The sequence below is a fragment of the Candidatus Thiosymbion oneisti genome, from assembly GCF_900092655.1.
GTDB classification, from domain to species: Bacteria; Pseudomonadota; Gammaproteobacteria; order Chromatiales; family Chromatiaceae; genus Thiosymbion; species Thiosymbion oneisti.
The window spans coordinates 1-17,786 of sequence record NZ_FLUY01001556.1 but is presented as its reverse complement, the minus strand read 5'-3'; the positions used below and the strand labels follow the sequence as shown (position 1 = coordinate 17,786).

The following is a 17,786-nucleotide window of genomic DNA, read 5'->3' as shown; positions in this document are numbered from 1 at the left end:
ATGGGTCGCCGATGAGCATAACGCCCTCCTGGCCGACTGACACCGAAGGGGATTTTTGTGGGGATACTTCAGGGTCTGTCCCCGATATTCCGATAAGAGAATGAAAACCTCCCTTGAACACCTTCCTGAACAAAAACAGCAGGAATTACAAAGAGCTATCGAGATCATTCGAGAAGAAATTGATCTCGATATGCTCATTTTATTTGGTAGTTATGCCCGTGGTGACTGGGTAGAAGATCTTGACCTGGAAACGCTCCTCTATCGCTATCAAAGTGATTTTGATCTTCTTATTATTACCGAAACACTCCGTCAAGCCAGTAAAATCGAGCAAAATAGTCAACTTATTCAGCGTTTAACTAAAACCATTCACCGAACCCCTGTCAGCCTCATTGCAGAAGATATTCAGTTTATCAACCGCCGACTGAGAAAAAGTCAGTACTTTTATATTGATATTTTACGTGAAGGCATTCTTCTGTACGACTCAGGGAAATTTGAATTGGCAGAGCCAAATGAGATCACTGGGCTGGAGCGCAAAAAACTAGCGGAAGAAGATTTTGGGTATTGGTACAATAGTGCAGTTGAATACTTTATTGATTTTGAGTCCCCATACAATCGCGGCAACTACAAAAATGCAGCGTTTCTTTTGCATCAAGTAACAGAGAGGCTTTACGGTACTATATTGCTTGTATTTACTCGCTATAAACCAAGTACTCATGATTTAGAAAAGCTAGTTCAAAGAGTGGCAAGCATCGAGCCAAAATTTTTGTCCGTTTTTCCTAAAGCTACGGAAGAGGAGAAAGAGCGGTTTAAGTTGTTGCGTAAAGCTTATGTGGATGCACGTTACAAACCAAGTTATACGATTACAAAAGAGCAGCTTGATTGGCTAGCTGAGCGTGTAAATCACCTGAAAGAATTAACGGAAGAACTGTGCAGGGAGAAAATTGAGAATTTTAGCTAATCAAGCAAGGTATAACCGGGAAAGGGGGCCAGGCTCAATTGATGGATCGCTTTTTATAGCTCATTCGCCTAACATTCGGCTGCAAGCGACCCAATGCCGCGGTCCGGCTCTTCAGCAGCTTTCAAGCTCAGTGCCACGCGGCATTGGATGCCTGAGCCAAGCCGTTAGGGCATTTACCACAGCAAATATTGTCCGATTTCGAGTTCGTAGGATGGAATTTGAGTGGGATGAGCAGAAGGCGATAGCAAATCGCAAAAAACACGGTGTTACCTTCGAAGAAGCTAGCACCGTCTTCCGAGATCCACTTGCTGCTACGGGCGCTGATCCCGACCATTCGCTTGGCGAACAACGTTGGGTGACATTTGGAATATCTGATCAAGAGTTGTGGAATGATCCTGATCTAATCGAGATCCCTGCAAATACGAGTGATGAGCCTAGGTATTTGGTTATCGGTGTACTCAATGGAAAACATTGGTCCAGGAGTAATAACTTATCGAGGTACAAATATCAGGGTCATTTCGGTTAGGCGTTCACGCAAAGCGGAGGTAAATCTGTATGAATGCGCATGAATTTGATGCCAAATTTGAGAGTGACGATGACATTCTAGGTGATCTGGATTTGTCCGAAGCCAAGCGACCAATGCAAAAACAAAAGCGTGTTAATGTCGACTTTCCAGCATGGATGCTTGAGTCACTGGATAAAGAGGCCAATGGAGGATATGGATCTGATTATATCTCCAAGCCATGGAAGACTAGCGGTTAATCCGGAAAACCCGAATTTTCCTCATGCACTTGTTAAATGATTTGCCGACTCGAAAAGGTCGTCAAGCGCTTTCAGCGACAGGAAGTCATTAAAGGCATCGACCTGGAGATCACGCGCGGACATCGAGTTGCGCTCGTCGGTTCCAACGGTGCCGGCAAGACGACGCTTATCCGGTGCCTCCTCGGGGAATACAAGTGTCAGGGTGGGATATCCGTGGATGGGCTCGATCCGCGGATGCATCGGCGCGAGGTCCTTTCCAAGGTCGGCTTTGTGCCCCAGCTCCCGCCGCCCCTGCGGATGCCGGTCGGCCAGCTGGTTTCGTTTGCCGCGGGCGTATGCGACGTCGAGCCGCAACGCATTGAAATGGTAGCTGAGCGTCTGGGGCTCGACCTGGGCCGATTCCGCCGCCACCCCTTTGTCAAGCTCTCCGGCGGGCAGAAGCAGAAGCTCTTGATCAGCATAGCCTTGGGGCGGGACACAGAACTCCTGGTTCTGGACGAGCCTGCGGCCAACCTCGACCCGGAGGCGCGCCGCATTTTCTTCGAGCTCCTCGCCGAACGCCGGGACACCGCTGCGATGCTGATATCCAGCCATCGTCTCGACGAGGTCGCAGCACTGGTCAACCGGGTGATCGAGCTGGACCGAGGCGTTGTCGTGCTCGACGACCGGGTGGCGGATCTAGCGGATCTGACCAGCCGCCTGGGCTGTCGTCTGGTATTGACGCGGGTGGACGACGCCTTCGGGCGGGCCATTCGCTCCTGGGGGTTTCGCACTTCGGATGGCGGTCGCACCTGGGAGGGCGTGGTACCAGGCCCGGATCGGTTGCGCTTTCTCGGCATGCTCTCGCGTTACGCGGCCTTGCTTGCAAGCATCGGCATGGATGAGCTCCCACAACCCGTCCCGGCGGAGGTGCGCTGTGCGTGATCCTCAATTCGCTGCTCGGGGCTCCCCGGCGCGGACGCTCACCGCAACGCTTGCGTTGTCCTGCCTTGCCATGCTGGCGGGTTGTGGCGGCGAACCGGCCACCGGACCTGTCGCGGTGAAGTGGGATCGGGTTGCTTGCGAGCGTTGCCGCATGGTGCTGTCCGATCGGCACCATGGGGCTCAGGTGCGGGTAAAGGATTTGAACGGGAAATCCGAGGTGTTTTTCTTCGATGATATCGGTTGTGCCGTCATCTGGTTAAATAACAAACCCTGGCGTGATGATCCGCAGGTGGAAATTTGGGTTAGCGACTGGCGCAGCGGTGAGTGGATAGACGCACGCGCCGCCAGCTATCTGAGCGGCCAGGAGACCCCGATGCAATATAGCCTGGGCGCCCAATCGGAACCTGCGGAAGCAGCCCTCGACTATGCGGCCGCCAAGGCCCACATCTTCGCTGTGGAGCGTCGCTTCAACAGACACGGCGGCAGCCTCGATACCGGCGCCGACCTTCACAGGCGTAAATGAGAAGCTTTCTTCTTACCGCCCATACGGACATCCTCGAATCGTTGCGGGCCAAGTGGTTCCTGGCCTACAGCCTGATCTTCGGCTCTCTGGTGGCCCTACTGTTCGTGTTCGGGCTGACCGAATCGCGCATCATGGGTTTTACCGGGCTGTCTCGCCTGATGGTGACTTACATCCAGCTCGCCATGGCCATCTTGCCCCTGTTCGTTCTGCTTACCACCGTGCGCTCCGTCGCCGGGGACCGGGAGGCGGCGGTCTACGAGTACCTGCTCTCGCTGCCCATCGGGCTTGCACCTTGGTTCTGGGGAAAACTCGCCGGGCGATTTCTGATCGTCTTCCTACCCGTCTTCCTGGCCATGCTCGGCGCCGTCGTCTGGGGTGTGCTCAAGGGCGCGGATGTCCCTTGGGCGCTTTTCACCTACTACACAGGTCTGTTGATGGCGTTGGCTTGGTGCTTTCTTGGGATCGGGATGCTGCTCTCGACCTTGTCGCGTTCAGCGGACGTTGCCCAGGCCTCGGCCTTCGTGATCTGGCTCACCCTGCTCCTCTTCCTCGACCTCATCCTGCTCGGCGTCATGATCCGCGACTACCTCCCACCGGAGAGCGCGGTGGCCATTGCACTCGCCAATCCCCTACAAGTCTTTCGAACCGCGGCGATGCTGCTACTCGACCGGCAGCTCGTTATGCTGGGTCCATCGGCTTACGTGATCCTGGATGCCTTCGGCGAGGTCGGCTACATCGCCTATGCGTTGCTCTACCCGACGCTGCTGGGGACTCTCTGCGCCGTCGGCGGCTACCTGATATTCAGAAGGAGCGATCTGCCATGACAAAACATCAGTCGTCTACTGTGGACAGATAGGCGAATATGTCGCGTAGCTCCTCGCGGGTGAATTCGCCCAGCAGCTCGTCCTCGGGCTCCGACTCGTCGTGGATACGCAGCTTCGCGACATACTTGTCGACCTGGCGCCAAAGGTATTGGGTGTATTGCCCGGCGAGCATGGGGACGCCGTCATCCTCATCGCCCCACCCAGCACGACCGTGGCAGGAACCGCACTCGCGCCGGTAGCGCTTCTTCCCCGCTTGCACATCCCCCTCGGCTCGAGGGATCTGCACCACCCGCTGGGTGGCCAGTAGCCGCTGGTAGGCGTTGAAATCGGGTGCTGACTCGTCGACCGGCGGCAGCTTGCGGGGCAGCTCGATCGCGGCAAGATACGCGGAAATGTCTAGGATATCCGGGTCGGGCATCTGTCGGTGATCCACATACTCGACCATCGCCAGGTTTTTGCGTGACCTGTCCCGGAACAGTACCAGCTGCTTGGCGATGAAGGAGGCCGGGAGACCCGCCAGCCGCGGGTACTCTCCCTCCTTTCCGCCCTGGCCCGCCTCCCCATGGCAGCCGGCGCAGACTTCGTTGATCTCCTCTCCGTTTCGAAGATCCGCAGCGTCGAATGAGAAATCGGCTCCAAAAGCTCCAACCGTCCCGAGCAAGAGAAGGGAGACCCGGACGTACCTGCATAGTCCGTGTATCCCGCTGCCGAAGCCCGGTCGTCCCGGTCCGGGTGGTTCAAAACACCGCTGGTTCGGAGCCGCGAAACGCATCGTTACTTGTCAGGTCTCGTCCGTACATACCACGGGATAGGCCGGATCAGACGCTCGCTGGTACACTTCCAACACCGCTTCCAGCTGGCATATGAACGCCGCGTTCTGTTGCGCGGGAATACACCACATCCGCTTCTGCCGAGGAATCAGTTTAGCATCCTAACTTTATGGAAGAGCACGTCGGAACCCTTTGGCATCGGGTCATCACCCACATCGCCGACCGCCGCCATCCCGAGGCTGCGGTGCGGCTCGGTGACGTGGCGCAAACGGTCGGCATCCTCTTTCGTGCCCTCGGGGGCGATGGCGGGCTCGAAGTCTGTGCCGCGGATGCGATCGCCCACGGTGCCCGGCGGCGATTCCTGGAACGCTTGGCGGGCGCCGGCGAGAAGGTCGAGCTCGCCTGGCGGGACGAGCGGTCCCTACGGTTGCCTTCCGTCATCGACTACTTTGCGCAACCCCGGCTCAACCGGGATCTCTACTTGTGGCTGGCCGCGCTGGCGGTCAACCAGGCCCCGGAAGGGCAGGAGTGGCTCGTCGCCGGCCAATGGATGACTCGCCGGACGCTTGCCCGGTTCCCAGGGCTGAGGCCCCGCTATCGTCGCTTGGTCGATGCCCACCTGGCCCTGCGCCCCGATCCTTTGCGCCTCCCGGCCGTCGAGGCCGAGCGCGAGCGATCAATCCGCGTGGCCCTGACCGATCCGGGCAGCGTTGCCGAGCTGCCCCCAAGCAAGCGCCCCCCCTTGCCCGTGCCCCTGTGGCTGCACCCTGACCCACCGTCTCCGGGCGGCAGCGAGAAACGCAGCGACCTGGAGCAGCAACCGTCCCCAGGGGAGCGGCGGGCCGAGGACCTCGGCGAGCGCCGGCGGCGGCGTGCCGAGCGCGCCCGGATGCCGGATAGGGACCAGGGTCTGGTTACCATCCGGATGGAGAATATCCTTACTTGGGGCGAGTACGTGAAGGTCGACCGCGGCACGGACGAGGAAGACGATTTGGACCGAGCGCGTGCCGCCGCTGCCGACATGGACCGGATCGCCGTCGCCCAGGACCGCAAGGTCTCCGGGGCTCGGCTCAGGTTCGATCTGGACCTGCCTGCCGAGGCGGAGGATGATCTGGTGCTCGACGAGGGCATCCTGCTACCGGAGTGGGATTGGAAGCACCGCCGCTTGCAAGCGAACCATTGCCGCATCGTCGAGATGTTGGCCTTTGATGCCGCGCCCTGCCCACTTCCCGCTCGGCTTATCCGGACCGCCAAGCGCCTGCGCAACCAGTTCCAGGCCCTGGCACCGGCGCGGGTCTGGCACCGCGGCCAACCGGATGGGCAGGAGGTGGATCTGGACGCTTATCTTCGCTTTGCTGCCGACCGCCGCGCCGGCGGCGGCACCGCTGCGGATGCGCTCTATCGTGAGCTGCGCAGCGGCGCGCGCGATCTCGCCTGCCTGCTGCTGGCCGACCTCTCGCTGTCGACGGACACCTGGATCGACGACCGGGCCCGGGTCATCGACGTCATCCGCGACAGCTTGTTCCTGTTTGCCGAGAGCCTGGCGGCGACCGGCGACCGTTTCGGTATGCTCGGCTTTTCCTCGCGCCGGCGCGATCCGGTGCGGGTACACAAACTCAAGGGATTCGACGAGACCTACGGGGCGGCGGTGCGGGGGCGCATCGGTGCCGTGAAGCCCGGCTACTACACGCGCATGGGGGCGGCGCTCCGGTACGGCACCAAGCTGCTCACAAACCAGCCGGCGGGGCGCCGCCTGCTGCTGCTGCTTTCCGACGGCAAGCCCAACGATCTCGACCAGTACGAGGGCCGCTACGGAGTCGAGGACACGCGCCATGCGGTCCGGGAGGCACGCCGTCTCGGCCTCACACCATTCTGTGTAACCATCGACGAGCGCGGCAACGACTACCTGCCCCATCTGTTCGGGAGCGGGGGTTATGTCGTTATTCGCCGGCCTTCGGAGCTGCCCTTGCGGCTGCCGCTCCTGTACGCGCGTCTTACCGCCTGAGGCCGATGGATGAATGCCTTCCGGCCGACAAGGTCTTAGAGGCTGTCTAATACCCGCAGAGGACCCTACTTGACAGCCTAACCTACCTTGCTGACTTACCGCCGCTCTCTGGTCGTGATCCCCAACGAACGCAGCTTCCGGTATAGGTGCGTGCGTTCCATGCCGGCCTCCTTAGCCAGCTTGCTGACGTTACCGTCGTGCTTTGCCAGCTGGTATTCCAGATAGCGCTTCTCGAACTGCTCGCGTGCCTGCCGCAATGGTTGCTCGAAGGGGCCCTTATCTCCCGCCGGTTTGGAGGGAGCGGGCCGGATCGATCCGAGCGCGGTTTCGACTTCGTCCTGGGTGATTTCGTCCCCGGCCCCCAGGATCAATACCCGCTGCACCAGGTTCTTGAGCTCGCGGACGTTTCCCGGCCAATTGTAGTTACGCATGAAATTCTGGGCCCCGACGCTGAACCGGCGGTAGGGTAGCTTCTCATGGGTAGCGAAATAGTCCACGTAGTAGCTCAGCAGCTCGGGGACGTCTTCCGTGTGCTCACGCAGCGGCAAGATGTGCAGGGGCACCACGTTCAGATGGTAGAAGAGGTCCTCGCGGAAACGCCCACCGCGCACCTCTTTCTCCAACTCGTGCTGGGTGGCGGCGACGATGCGCACGTCGATTTGCACCGGCTCGGAGCCCCCGACCCGGAGGAAGGAGCCGGTATCCAGGGCGCCTAAAAGCTGGCCCTGGACCTGGCGGTCCATGTCCGCTACCTCTTCGAGCAGCAGGGTGCCGCCGGCGGCCTGTTCCAGGCTGCCGTAGTGGATGTGTCCGTTCTCCTCGGTCCCGAACAGCTCCCGCGCGGCGTTGTTGCGGGCAATGGCGGAGACCCCCAGGGCCACGAAGGGGCGGTTCTTGCGCGTACTCTGGGCATGGAGATAGCGGGCGAAGGTCTCGCGTCCGCTGCCCGCCTCGCCGGTGATCAGCACCCAGGTGTCGTGTTGGGCGATGCGCCTGACTTGCTCACGCAGTCGTTGCATGGCAGTGCTGTGGCCCACCGGCTCGTGGGTGACGGTGGTACGTCGCTTCAGGCCTGCGTACTCCTTCCGCAGCTTGTCCGCCTCCAGGGCACGTTCCACCGTCAGCAGGAGCTTGGCCATGGAAAGGGGCTTTTCAAGGAAGTCGTAGGCGCCGAGGCGGGTGGCCTCGACTGCGGTCTCCACCGTTCCATGACCGGACATCATAACCACCGGACAGGGCAGACCATCGTCTTGCGCCCACTCCTTGAGGAGGCTGATGCCGTCGTGGTCCGGCATCCAGATGTCGAGCAGCATGAGATCGGGCCGGCGGTCGCGCAGGGCATGGCGTGCCGCCGCGCCATTTTCGGCGCAGGTAACGGCATAGTCTTCGTCTTCCAGGATCTCCTGAACCAGGGTTCGGATATCCGGCTCGTCGTCTACTACCAGGATATGTGGTGAGCTCATGCCTTCCTAAGTCCTTGTCGATCAGGTATCAATGGTATCCGCGGTGCTTGGCGAGCCGGAACGGCCGGCCTCGGCCTGCCAGCGGGGAAGCCGTGCCGTGAGGCGGGCCCCGGCGTCCGCGTTCTCCACCCAGATGATACCGCCATGTTCTTCGATAATCTTCTTGACGATGGCCAGTCCCAGGCCGGTCCCTTTCGCCTTGGTGGTGACATAGGGATCGAAGATGGTGCCCAGCAGCGTCTCATCGATGCCTCCCCCGTTGTCCTGGACCCATAATTCGACGCAGCGCTGTTCGGCGTGCTCGACCTGGGATGTGGCGACCAGGATGCGAGGTTCGGCACTGTCCTCCACGGCCTCCTGGGCATTCTTCACCAGGTTGTGAATGACCTGGCGTAGGCGCCGTGGATCGCCCATGATCCGGGCGCCCGGTGCCTGTAGTCTCAGCTCCAGGTGTCTGCCGGAGCCGGGATCGCAGTAAAGGTCCATGACCTCCGCGACCAGGGCGTCCAGACCCAGCGGCTCGGTCTCCATCTTGGGCGTGCGGGCATAGCTGGAGAAGTCGTTGACCATCCCCTTCATGGCCTCTACCTGGGTAATGATGGTATGGGTGGCCCGGTCGACGATGCCTGCGTCCCGGTCCCGGAGCTTGGGTAACAGCTTGTGGCGCAGGCGCTCGGCGGAAAGTTGGATGGGGGTCAGCGGATTCTTGATCTCGTGGGCCAGGCGGCGGGCCACCTCGCCCCAGGCGGCGTCGCGCTGGGCCGTGATCAGGGTCGTGATATCGTCGAAGACTACCACATGCCCATACTCATCACCGCCCGGGCGCAACAAGGGGCTGCCCCGACAGAGGAGCACCTGGCGGCCCTCACCGCCGAACAGCGTGATTTCGGTCCGCCACTCCTCGGGGTCGTCCAGGTGCTCTTGTACCGTCTCCACCCAGCGCGCGACCTGTGGGTGCTGCCGGGTGAGCCCGGCCAGATCCTGTTCCCGCATCTCGTCGAGGGACAGGCCCAGGATGTGGGATGCGGCGGGGTTAGCGGTACGCAGCCGCTGGCTGGGGTCGATGGAGACGACCCCGGAGGATAGCCTGCCGAGCACCGTCTCCAGATAGGCCCGTTGGGCCTCGACTGCCCGCTGGCTGCGGTCCGCGGTGTCCCGAGCTTCAGCGATGCGCTGGGTCATGGTGTTGAATGAGGTCACCAAGAGAGCGAGCTCATCGTCGTGACGCGGCACCGGGAGCTGTTGCTCATAGTCGCCCGCGGCCACGGCGCGGGTACCGCGAGCGATGTCCGCCACCGGCGTCACCAGGCGCCGGGCCGTATGGAAGGCGGCGATCAGGGCCGCCATCAGGCCGAAGCCCAACACCAGCGACAGGGTGACCGAGAAGCTGAGCTTTAGGGACTGACGCAGATAAGCGAGCTCGGCATAGCGATTGTAGGCGTCTTCCAGGCGTTGCGAGAGCCCGCTGATATGCTCGGAGGTGGGAAAGATGATCTGCAGCCTGGGCGAGTGGTCGAGGGGATCCGCCACCAAGACCCGCACCACCAGATCACCGCCCGCACGGGTCTCCAGCCCCACATAGTTGGTGCCGGAGCGCACCCGCTGCAGGAGCTCCCGATGGGGCTGATCCGGGACCAATTGCGTAGGGTCCTCGTTGGCATAGCCCTGAACCTGCCCGTCGGGATCGAGAAGCAGGGCTTCCAGCGCACCGGCTTGGCGGCGGAGCGTCTCCAGACTCAGCGCCGCCGCTGGCGTAGCGTTGTCCTCGAGGCCTGCGAGCAGCTGCTCGGATTGCGTAGGGTCCTCGTTGGCATAGCCCTGGACCTGCCCGCCGGGACCCAGGAGCGGGGCCTTCAGTGCACTGGCTTGGCGTCGGAGGGTCTCCAGGCTCAGCGCCGACGCCGGCGTGGAGTTGTCAGCGAGGCCTGTGAGCAGCTGCTGGGAGTATTTGAGCAGTATCCGCTGATTGAGGTCGAGGGAGGCCTGGTTGAGTGCGATCGCATCTTGCATGGCGCGGTCTATCTCCACGTCGAACCAGCTGTCGATCCCATGCAGCAGGAAGCCGAGCGAATAATAGTAGACCACGCCCACCGGCAGCAGGGAGAGCAGCACGAAGCGGATCAGAATGCGACCGGTCAGGCGCGAGCCGGCGGCCTGCCGGCGGTAGCGGCGCACGAGCTTGATGACATTGATGACTACCATCACCGCCAGGACCAAGAGCCCCAGGAGTACCAGGAAGAGGAGGGGGACGAAGGTGCGGTTCAGCTCCTCGGAGTTCCGGACCGCGCCACTCATGAGGTCCAGGGCGACGAACAGAACGATCATCAGAGCCGCGATCGGGATCATGCCCGGATAACGCAGGCGTCTCAGGGTTGTAAGGGCCATTGCGTCCAACCACTGGAAAGCTTCCAAGCAGAAAAAAGGTAAGCGATGGGCCGCAAGGGGAGGGGGAGCTCCTCAATGTCCAGGGAGACCTTGACCCAGAGCTTGAATGCCCCGCCTAGCTTGCGGAGCCGTTCCCTGGATACCAGCCGGAAGCCATCGATCCTCCCCAGGGCGGCGATGGCCGCGTCCCGGGTCACATAGTTGGAACCCATACCGCTGTCACCCGGAAGCGGGGATACCAAGTAGCGCTCGGACAGAGGCTTGTAGCGGATGCGGTAACGCAGCCGTCGATCGACCAGGTTCCGGTCCCACACCCAATCATCGGCACCCCGCAACCGGATATGGACCTCGAGGGTCAAGGGAACGCCATTGTCCAGGGCCTCCAGGGCCTCCGCACTGAAGCCGTAGCCGATGTCGGCGTCCATGACCAGCATTTCTCCCTCGTCCCTGGTCTGCACCGCGGCGACAGTGAACTCTGCCACGGCTCGGGGGGCCGTGGTCAGCGTCCAGAGGACGAGTAGCACCCAGGATACGAAGGGATGTCGCATGCGCCGCATCAGCCGGATTTCTCCAGCAGCGCGTAGTAGAAGCCATCGGGTCCTCCCGCCTGGGGCAGGGTTTGACGCCCGCAGGGGCGTGCGATTCCCCAGGCCTCCTCCAGCGGACGCGCGCGCGCATCGTCCCGGCGTCTGAGAAAGGCCCGGATTTGCCCTTCGTTCTCCGCCGGCAAGAGCGAGCAGGTAGCATAGAGCAGGGTGCCGCCGGGAACCAGCAGGGGCCACAGGGCGTCCAGCATGCGTGCCTGCACGCCGCAGAGCGCGGAGAGATCAGTGTCCCGGCGCAGCCATTTGATGTCCGGATGGCGGCGGATGACCCCGGTAGCGGAGCAGGGTGCATCCAGCAGGATACGGTGGTAGCCTGCTTGGGCGCCTGTTTGGGCGCCTGTTTGGGCGCCTGTTTGGGCGCCCGCTTGGGCGCCCGCTTGGGTCCAGGCGCCGCCGGGGGCCCTGGCATCGCCCTGGACGATCCGGGCCGAGAGGGAGAGCCGACGCAGGTTCGCTCGTACTTGCTCGAGGCGCGCCGGATCGACATCCAAGGCCGTGAGCTCCAGATCCCCCCCTGCGTGCTCCAGGATATGGGCGCTCTTGCCGCCTGGGGCGGCGCAGGCGTCGAGTACGCACTCCCCCGGCCGGGCGTCCAGCAGCCCTGCGGCGAGTTGGGCGCCGGCGTCCTGGACCGAGACCAGGCCATCCGCGAAACCGGGTAGCTCGGTAGTAGGCACTGGCCGCTCCAGTGTGAGTCCATGGGTGGTGTCCCGGCTTGGGCGGGCCGTCAAGCCGGCGCTGCTGAGCTGTTGCGCATACTGGATGCGGGTGGTCTTGAGGCGATTCACACGCAGGGTCATGGGTGGTCGGGCATTGCTGGCGGTGATGATCTCGCGCCAGTGCTGTGGCCAGGCCGTCCGGAGCTGTTCCAGGAGCCAGCGTGGGAATAACCAACGGACCTCGGGGGCAGGATCGGGCGGTTCGAGCAATCGCGCACGTTCGCGCTGAAAACGGCGGAGTAGGGCATTGACCAACGCCGGTGCCCAGGCCTTGCCCATAGTCCGGGCCGCATCCACGGTTGCCGCCACCGCGGCGTGGGGAGGAATGCGGGTGTCCGTAAGCTGGTACAGACCCACCAGGATCAGGGCCTCCAGGTCCCGATCCGCGCGCTTGAGCGGCCGGTGCAGCAAGGCACCAGCCAGGGCCTCCTGACGCGGCAGGGTGCGCAGAACCCCGTAGCAGAGCTCCCGGACCAGGGAGCGATCGCGGGGATCGTCCAGGCCCTCGAGCGCTGCCAGGGCAGCGTCGAGGGATCGCCCCTGATCGCGCACCGCGTGCACCGCCAGAGCCGCCGTCGCCCGGACTTTGATACCCTGTTTTACCTTATTTTTCAATCTCTTAAGCCCCTAAATCAGGGCAACCGATGGGCAGAGGCTCAGTTTAAAAATTGGTAGTGTTCCAGTTTTGTTGTTTCCAGTATGGATGCGCCCACAGGCTGGCAACAAAATAAATGGACACGACTGCTCGCATCGGCCCAATCAGCCCCTCTCCCCCCGGGAGAGGGGTTGGGGAAAGGGGATCAAGAAGCGAGAGGGGATCAAAAAGGTTCCCGCTATTCAGCAACAACAAAATTAGAACACTACCTAAAAATTTTATGCTTGGCCGCTCACTTTTCCGAGTGTACGCAGGAACTGGAGTGGTGATCTGGTCTCTGGTCTATACCAAACAGGCTCAGCCCGTAGGGCGGGATAGGTCAGGGACGACCGCATCCCGCCGTCTGAGTAGCGGCGGGATGCGCTGCGCTTTCCCGCCCTACTCGGGCTTGGCCGCAACCGCAGCCCGCACCAATGCGAGCGTCGCAGGCAGATTTCCACCCAGTTCCTCAGCCGTCACGAACTCACCGTTTCCCAACGCCGTCTCGAGCGCCTTGCAAAGCGATTCCAACCTCGGCATTACCGCTTGTTGTGCAAGACCAACGGCGGTATGCGCCAGTGCGCGACTTCGGGTTGGGTTACTGCGATAAAGAGAGACGTCAAAGAGTGCCGCCAGCTCACCCCCCTCGGCAAACTGATCCAGAATTTCATTGACGACCCGATCCCGAATGGCCGGAATACCACCGGCAATAAGCAGCGCCCGCGCGGCATCATAATGGGAGCTGGTGTCCGAAGCGTCTGCAACCCTATTGCTAAGCTTGGTTATTCCAAGCTCAATGCATGCCCGCAGGATACGAATGTGGGTCTTGACGCCGAGAATGGATTTGACCTCTGCAATCTTCTTATCGACATGTTTCTTCCCGATCGGCAAGGCAGCGGCGATCTCGGTTGGAGACAATCCTTCCAACAACAACCTCAGCACATCTCCTCTCCGCCCTTTGAACAACTGAGTACGGAGAGACTGGTTCGAACCGGCATTCAGCAAGTCGATCGCGGTTTGGAGGCGGGGCGCGATGTACCTGTGGCCTTGCCTGACTCGTTCAATGGCCTGAAAGATCTGTTCCGGTGCTACGTCCTTGTCGAGGAATCCATCGGCCCCCGAGTCGAGAAGATTCTTCGCTAATACCGCATCCGACTTGCCGCTCAACAACAGGATCGCCGTATTCGGGCTTTGCCGCTTAATCGCCTCCAGCGGTTGAATTGCCGGAGGCCGACGCGATGGGGCTCAGCCAAATGTTTCCCCTTCCACATGGTGGGCGTTGAGAAATGCGGCGGCCGCCATGGGCCGTTTCCCTTGGGGCTGGAGGCGCGTGATGCGCAGCAGGCCATCCCCGGTCGCCACATCGATGCCGGTCTTGCCGGCCCGGACGACCCGGCCCGGCGGCTCCGGTCCGGCGTCCACGTCGGGCAGCTCACTGCCCCACAGCCGCAGGGTAGTCTCGCCGAGCCTGGTCTGGGCCACGGGCCAGGGATCGAAGGCGCGTATCATGCGGTTCAGCTCGACGGCAGGGCGGGACCAGTCGATCCGGGCCTCTTCTTTGGTGAGCTTCTCGGCATGGGTAGCCAAGGCATCGTCCTGGGGTTCGGGCGGCAAGGTACCGTCGGCAATGCCGGGCAGTGCCTCCGGCAGGGCGGAGGCCCCCAGGGCGGCGAGCTTGTCGTGCAGGCTGCGCCCGGTCTCGTTCTCTTCCAGCGGGATGGCCTGCTGCAAGTATAGGGGGCCGGTGTCCAGGCCGGCTTCCATGCCCATGATGGTTACGCCGCTCTCCCGGTCGCCGGCGAGTATACAACGTGCGATGGGGGCCGCTCCGCGCCAGCGTGGCAACAGGGATGCGTGTACGTTGACACAGCCCAGCCGCGGTAGCTCGAGCACCGGCGGCGGGAGCAAATGGCCGTAGGCGACGACTACTATAAGGTCGGCCTCGTGTCGGCGTAGGGACCGGACGACCCCAGGATCGCGCAGGGTAGGGGGCTGGAAGACCGGCAGCCCGGCGGCCGTTGCCGTTTCCTTGACCGGACTGGCGGTGAGTCTGCGACCACGGCCGGCGGGGCGGTCGGGCTGGGTATAGACGGCCCTGATGTCCTGTCCTGCGTCGATTAAGGCGCGTAGGCTCGGGACCGAGAATGGGGGGGTTCCGGCGAAGACGATCTTAAGCGGTGCCGTCGTCATGAAATCCGCACCTGGACGCAATCCGACGCCGGCGAATGCATCCTCATTGGTCGATAAACCAAGACAGCTCCGGGGCAGAGCTTTGTTAGATGGCCCTGCGTCTGGGAGCGGCAGGTGGAGGACGCTGTTGCCGTTGGTCCTTTTCCAGCTTCTTGCGGATCCGTTGGCGCTTGAGGGGGGAGAGATAATCCACAAAGAGCTTGCCGTCGAGGTGGTCGACCTCGTGTTGGATGCAGACCGCCAGCAGGCCGTCCGCCTCCAGCTCGAAGGACTCGCCGTCGCGGTCCAGGGCGCGCACCCTGATGGTCTCGGCGCGGCCGACGACCTGCTCGTAGAATCCGGGCACGGACAGACAGCCTTCTGCTCTCTCCTGTTGACCCCGGCGTTCGAGGATCTCCGGATTGATCAGGCACAGCGGAGAATCTTGCTGCTCGGAAACATCCGCGACGACGATCCGCAACGGGATGTTCACCTGGATGGCCGCCAGGCCGATTCCCGGCGCCTGGTACATGGTCTCAAACATGGCATCGACGGTATGCCGGATCTTATCGTTCACCACAGGCACCGGCTTGGCCTTGTTGCGCAGCCGCGCATCCGGAAAGGTCAGGATTTCGAGGGTGCTCATTGTGTGCTGTTCCAGCGTGCCCGAGCGCAAGGTGCGGTAAGGAGTATACCACCGACGGCATCGTTATTTGTCCGCACGGCATCGAGCGCGGCGTAACGCAACACGACGCCTTCTCAGGCCGCACCAAATAATGCCGGACAGCGCTGTTTGGGTATGGTCTTTTAAACCATAGCTATCTATGTCATGCTTGGCGTTCATGAAGGCGCGCCAACTCTTTCGCTATAAGGATCGGCAAGGTGACGTCATCGTTGAGATGGTGATCTGGGCGCTGCCATCCGCCTCTGCGGAACGACCACACGGCATAAAGTACCGTTTGTTCTGCGGTCGGTCCGGGGAATGTTTGGTGCGCTACGACAACGAAGCCGGCAAGGGTGATCACCGGCACTATGGCGATCGCGAGGCGTTTTATCACGTCCAATCGGTAGATCGTCTGCTTGCCGACTTCCGACGAGATTGCACCCGTCTGGCGGGTTGGAGGTGGGAATGAACCGCATCGAGATCAGTGTGTTGAAGCCTGATGCGGCATTGCGCGCGTTCGCCGGGACCTGGCAGGTGGCCGAGGCCGGGCACGTGGTTACGCCACAGCTCGCTTTCGGCAGTCTGCGCGAGTTGTTCTCGGCCATTACCGAAAAGCGTCTCGACCTGCTGCGTCATCTAGCGGTCCACGAGGGATTGAACGTCAGGCAGCTGGCGAAGTCGTTGGGACGGGACTACAAGAACGTCCATACGGACGTGACGAGTCTCGTCGAGCTGGGGCTGGTGGATCGAGACGCGGATGGAACCCTGTCTACCCCATACGATGAAATCGTTATCCATGCAGGCATTCGGGATGCTGCATGAGTTAGGGGAAAACTCTATACCCTTTTTGCCCTACCGATCATGACTGCGCGAGTGTCCCTTTCGGTCGTTGCGGGTCCGTGTTGAACGGGCTAGATCCTGCCGGAGCCGGGGCCTTGTCTTCTACCACCGGAGAACGCCTACGGGCGTGGCTGATCCTGGGCCGCATCCCCGGTGTGGGACCACGTGTGGCGGGCCGTCTGGTCGAGCATTTCGGCGATCCGACTCGGGTTTTGGCCGCCGGACGTGCGGAGCTTGAGGCCGTTGGCTTGAAGCCGGCGCTGGTGGATGCCATCCTGGATCCCCCGGAGGCCGCGGCCGATGCCGATCTGGCCTGGGCCGAAGGGGAGGGGGTACAGATTCTGGCCCGGGACGATCCCCGCTATCCGCCCCTGTTAGCGCAGCTATCCGCGCCGCCGATCCTGTTGTTCGTGCGCGGGGATCCCGAGGTCCTCAAGGACCCCATGCTCGCCATCGTGGGCAGCCGTAACCCCACGCCCTCCGGCCGGGAAACGACCGGCGACTTCGCGCGCCATCTCGCCGCCTGCGGGCTGACCATCGTCAGTGGTCTGGCGATCGGAATCGATGGTGCCGCCCACACCGGTGCCCTGGAGGGCGGGCGGACAGTGGCGGTGCTCGGGACCGGGCCGGATCGTATCTACCCGGCGGCCCATCGGGATCTGGCGCGGCGGATTGCCCAAAAGGGTGCCCTGGTCACCGAGTATCCGCCCGGCACCGCGCCGATCGGCCGCAACTTTCCACGCCGCAACCGTATGATCAGCGGCCTGAGCCTGGGGACTCTGGTAACGGAGGCGGCGCTCAAGAGCGGCTCCCTGATCACCGCCCGCTATGCCGTCGAGCAGGGACGGGAGGTCTTTGCCATCCCCGGATCGATCCACAACCCCCTGGCGCGTGGTTGTCATGCGCTCATCAGAGATGGGGCCAAGCTGGTGGAGTCCGCCGCGGATATCCTCGAGGAGCTGGCTCCTCTGTTGGGCCCCCTCACCGCCGAGACGACCGAGCCAGACAGGAACGGCAGCGGCGATCCGGGAGATCTGGATGCGGACTACCTGCGGCTGCTCGAAAACCTGGGACATGATCCGGTATCCCCGGACGACCTGATACGCCGCACCGGTCTGCCTGCGCAGGACATTGCCTCCATGCTCCTGTTACTGGAGTTGAAGGGATATGTGTCCTCATGTCCCGGCGGGCGGTATTGCCGCAGCACCATGACAAATTGATAAGAGACCGTCGGGAACTGTCATCCCGAGCGTAGCGAGGGATCTTCATATCGGTAGTCCCGGGAGCCGACAGAATGTCGGCGGTCCCAGGGGCCGACAAGATGTCGGCGCTTCCGGGGACGTGAGTCCGGCTGGGACCGCCGTCTTTCAGACGGCTTACGGACTCCATCACCAGCTGGCGGCAACGCTCAGAGCAGACGCCCTCTGGGCCGCACCGGATAACGCCGGACCGCCGGCAAGTTTGATTCCCGTGTATACGAATGCTGGACATCGGCCCGATGCTCTCCGCGGCGCGGAGCTTCCAGGTTCCCACGCAGCGCA

General features: G+C 62.1%; 18 protein-coding genes. 10 read left to right on the top strand and 8 right to left on the bottom strand.

From position 1 onward, the window contains the following. The first annotated feature begins 100 nt into the window (after positions 1 to 100). The 6 genes from BQ17_RS15840 to BQ17_RS15815 all read left to right on the top strand — a co-directional run bounded on the left by BQ17_RS15840 (position 101) and on the right by BQ17_RS15815 (position 3,991). Positions 101 to 958: a HEPN domain-containing protein gene (locus BQ17_RS15840; protein WP_089728686.1), complete on the top strand. Its 858-nt coding sequence runs from the start codon at positions 101 to 103 to the stop codon at positions 956 to 958. 211 nt (positions 959 to 1,169) lie between these two features. Continuing rightward, positions 1,170 to 1,484 carry a BrnT family toxin gene (locus tag BQ17_RS15835; RefSeq protein ID WP_439645677.1) on the top strand — a complete coding sequence of 105 codons (315 nt, stop codon included), beginning with the start codon at positions 1,170 to 1,172 and terminating at the stop codon, positions 1,482 to 1,484. 29 nt (positions 1,485 to 1,513) lie between these two features. Continuing rightward, positions 1,514 to 1,720 carry a type II toxin-antitoxin system BrnA family antitoxin gene (gene brnA / locus BQ17_RS15830; RefSeq protein ID WP_089728683.1) on the top strand — a complete coding sequence of 69 codons (207 nt, stop codon included), beginning with the start codon at positions 1,514 to 1,516 and terminating at the stop codon, positions 1,718 to 1,720. A gap of 36 nt (positions 1,721 to 1,756) precedes the next feature. Further along, on the top strand, positions 1,757 to 2,644 hold the full coding sequence (locus BQ17_RS15825) for an ABC transporter ATP-binding protein (protein WP_089728681.1): 888 nt from the start codon (positions 1,757 to 1,759) through the stop codon (positions 2,642 to 2,644). After that, entirely contained in the window at positions 2,637 to 3,167 is a 531-nt protein-coding gene (locus BQ17_RS15820) for a nitrous oxide reductase accessory protein NosL (protein WP_176722469.1), read from the top strand. Before BQ17_RS15825 ends, BQ17_RS15820 begins: the two co-directional genes overlap by 8 nt. Beyond that, entirely contained in the window at positions 3,164 to 3,991 is an 828-nt protein-coding gene (locus BQ17_RS15815) for an ABC transporter permease (protein ID WP_089728678.1), read from the top strand. Before BQ17_RS15820 ends, BQ17_RS15815 begins: the two co-directional genes overlap by 4 nt. Before the next feature lie 7 nt (positions 3,992 to 3,998). Here BQ17_RS15815 and BQ17_RS15810 read toward each other — a convergent pair whose 3' ends face one another. Continuing rightward, positions 3,999 to 4,652 (bottom strand): c-type cytochrome, encoded by a 654-nt coding sequence (locus BQ17_RS15810; RefSeq protein WP_218068307.1) that lies wholly within the window; start codon positions 4,650 to 4,652, stop codon positions 3,999 to 4,001. 278 nt (positions 4,653 to 4,930) lie between these two features. Between BQ17_RS15810 and BQ17_RS15805 the strand changes: the two genes are divergently transcribed. Continuing rightward, entirely contained in the window at positions 4,931 to 6,766 is a 1,836-nt protein-coding gene (locus BQ17_RS15805) for a nitric oxide reductase activation protein NorD (protein ID WP_089728674.1), read from the top strand. Between the two features lie 95 nt (positions 6,767 to 6,861). Here BQ17_RS15805 and BQ17_RS15800 read toward each other — a convergent pair whose 3' ends face one another. The 7 genes from BQ17_RS15800 to def all read right to left on the bottom strand — a co-directional run bounded on the left by BQ17_RS15800 (position 6,862) and on the right by def (position 15,387). Continuing rightward, a complete protein-coding gene (locus BQ17_RS15800; RefSeq protein ID WP_089728672.1) occupies positions 6,862 to 8,229 on the bottom strand; it encodes a sigma-54-dependent transcriptional regulator in 1,368 nt (455 codons plus the stop codon). 21 nt (positions 8,230 to 8,250) lie between these two features. Beyond that, positions 8,251 to 10,614 (bottom strand): sensor histidine kinase, encoded by a 2,364-nt coding sequence (locus tag BQ17_RS15795; RefSeq protein ID WP_256091633.1) that lies wholly within the window; start codon positions 10,612 to 10,614, stop codon positions 8,251 to 8,253. After that, positions 10,596 to 11,171 carry a DUF4390 domain-containing protein gene (locus tag BQ17_RS15790; RefSeq protein WP_089728670.1) on the bottom strand — a complete coding sequence of 192 codons (576 nt, stop codon included), beginning with the start codon at positions 11,169 to 11,171 and terminating at the stop codon, positions 10,596 to 10,598. Before BQ17_RS15790 ends, BQ17_RS15795 begins: the two co-directional genes overlap by 19 nt. Continuing rightward, the gene (rsmB, locus tag BQ17_RS15785) at positions 11,171 to 12,553 is read right to left on the bottom strand and encodes a 16S rRNA (cytosine(967)-C(5))-methyltransferase RsmB (protein ID WP_089728668.1); all 1,383 of its coding nucleotides are present in this window, start codon (positions 12,551 to 12,553) and stop codon (positions 11,171 to 11,173) included. Before rsmB ends, BQ17_RS15790 begins: the two co-directional genes overlap by 1 nt. Positions 12,554 to 12,971: 418 nt before the next feature. Beyond that, a complete protein-coding gene (locus BQ17_RS15780) occupies positions 12,972 to 13,742 on the bottom strand; it encodes a helix-turn-helix domain-containing protein (RefSeq protein WP_218068306.1) in 771 nt (256 codons plus the stop codon). A 75-nt stretch (positions 13,743 to 13,817) separates the two neighbouring features. Continuing rightward, the gene (fmt, locus tag BQ17_RS15775; protein ID WP_089728663.1) at positions 13,818 to 14,762 is read right to left on the bottom strand and encodes a methionyl-tRNA formyltransferase; all 945 of its coding nucleotides are present in this window, start codon (positions 14,760 to 14,762) and stop codon (positions 13,818 to 13,820) included. Between the two features lie 85 nt (positions 14,763 to 14,847). Continuing rightward, complete coding sequence (gene def / locus BQ17_RS15770; RefSeq protein ID WP_089728661.1) at positions 14,848 to 15,387, bottom strand: peptide deformylase; 540 nt, start codon at positions 15,385 to 15,387, stop codon at positions 14,848 to 14,850. Positions 15,388 to 15,583: 196 nt separating this feature from the next. Between def and BQ17_RS15765 the strand changes: the two genes are divergently transcribed. From BQ17_RS15765 to dprA, 3 genes are all read left to right on the top strand, one after another. After that, complete coding sequence (locus BQ17_RS15765) at positions 15,584 to 15,874, top strand: toxin-antitoxin system TumE family protein (protein ID WP_089728659.1); 291 nt, start codon at positions 15,584 to 15,586, stop codon at positions 15,872 to 15,874. Next, complete coding sequence (locus BQ17_RS15760) at positions 15,871 to 16,227, top strand: HVO_A0114 family putative DNA-binding protein (protein WP_089728657.1); 357 nt, start codon at positions 15,871 to 15,873, stop codon at positions 16,225 to 16,227. Before BQ17_RS15765 ends, BQ17_RS15760 begins: the two co-directional genes overlap by 4 nt. A gap of 113 nt (positions 16,228 to 16,340) precedes the next feature. Continuing rightward, the gene (gene dprA / locus BQ17_RS15755) at positions 16,341 to 17,465 is read left to right on the top strand and encodes a DNA-processing protein DprA (RefSeq protein ID WP_089728655.1); all 1,125 of its coding nucleotides are present in this window, start codon (positions 16,341 to 16,343) and stop codon (positions 17,463 to 17,465) included. The last annotated feature ends 321 nt before the right edge of the window (positions 17,466 to 17,786 follow it).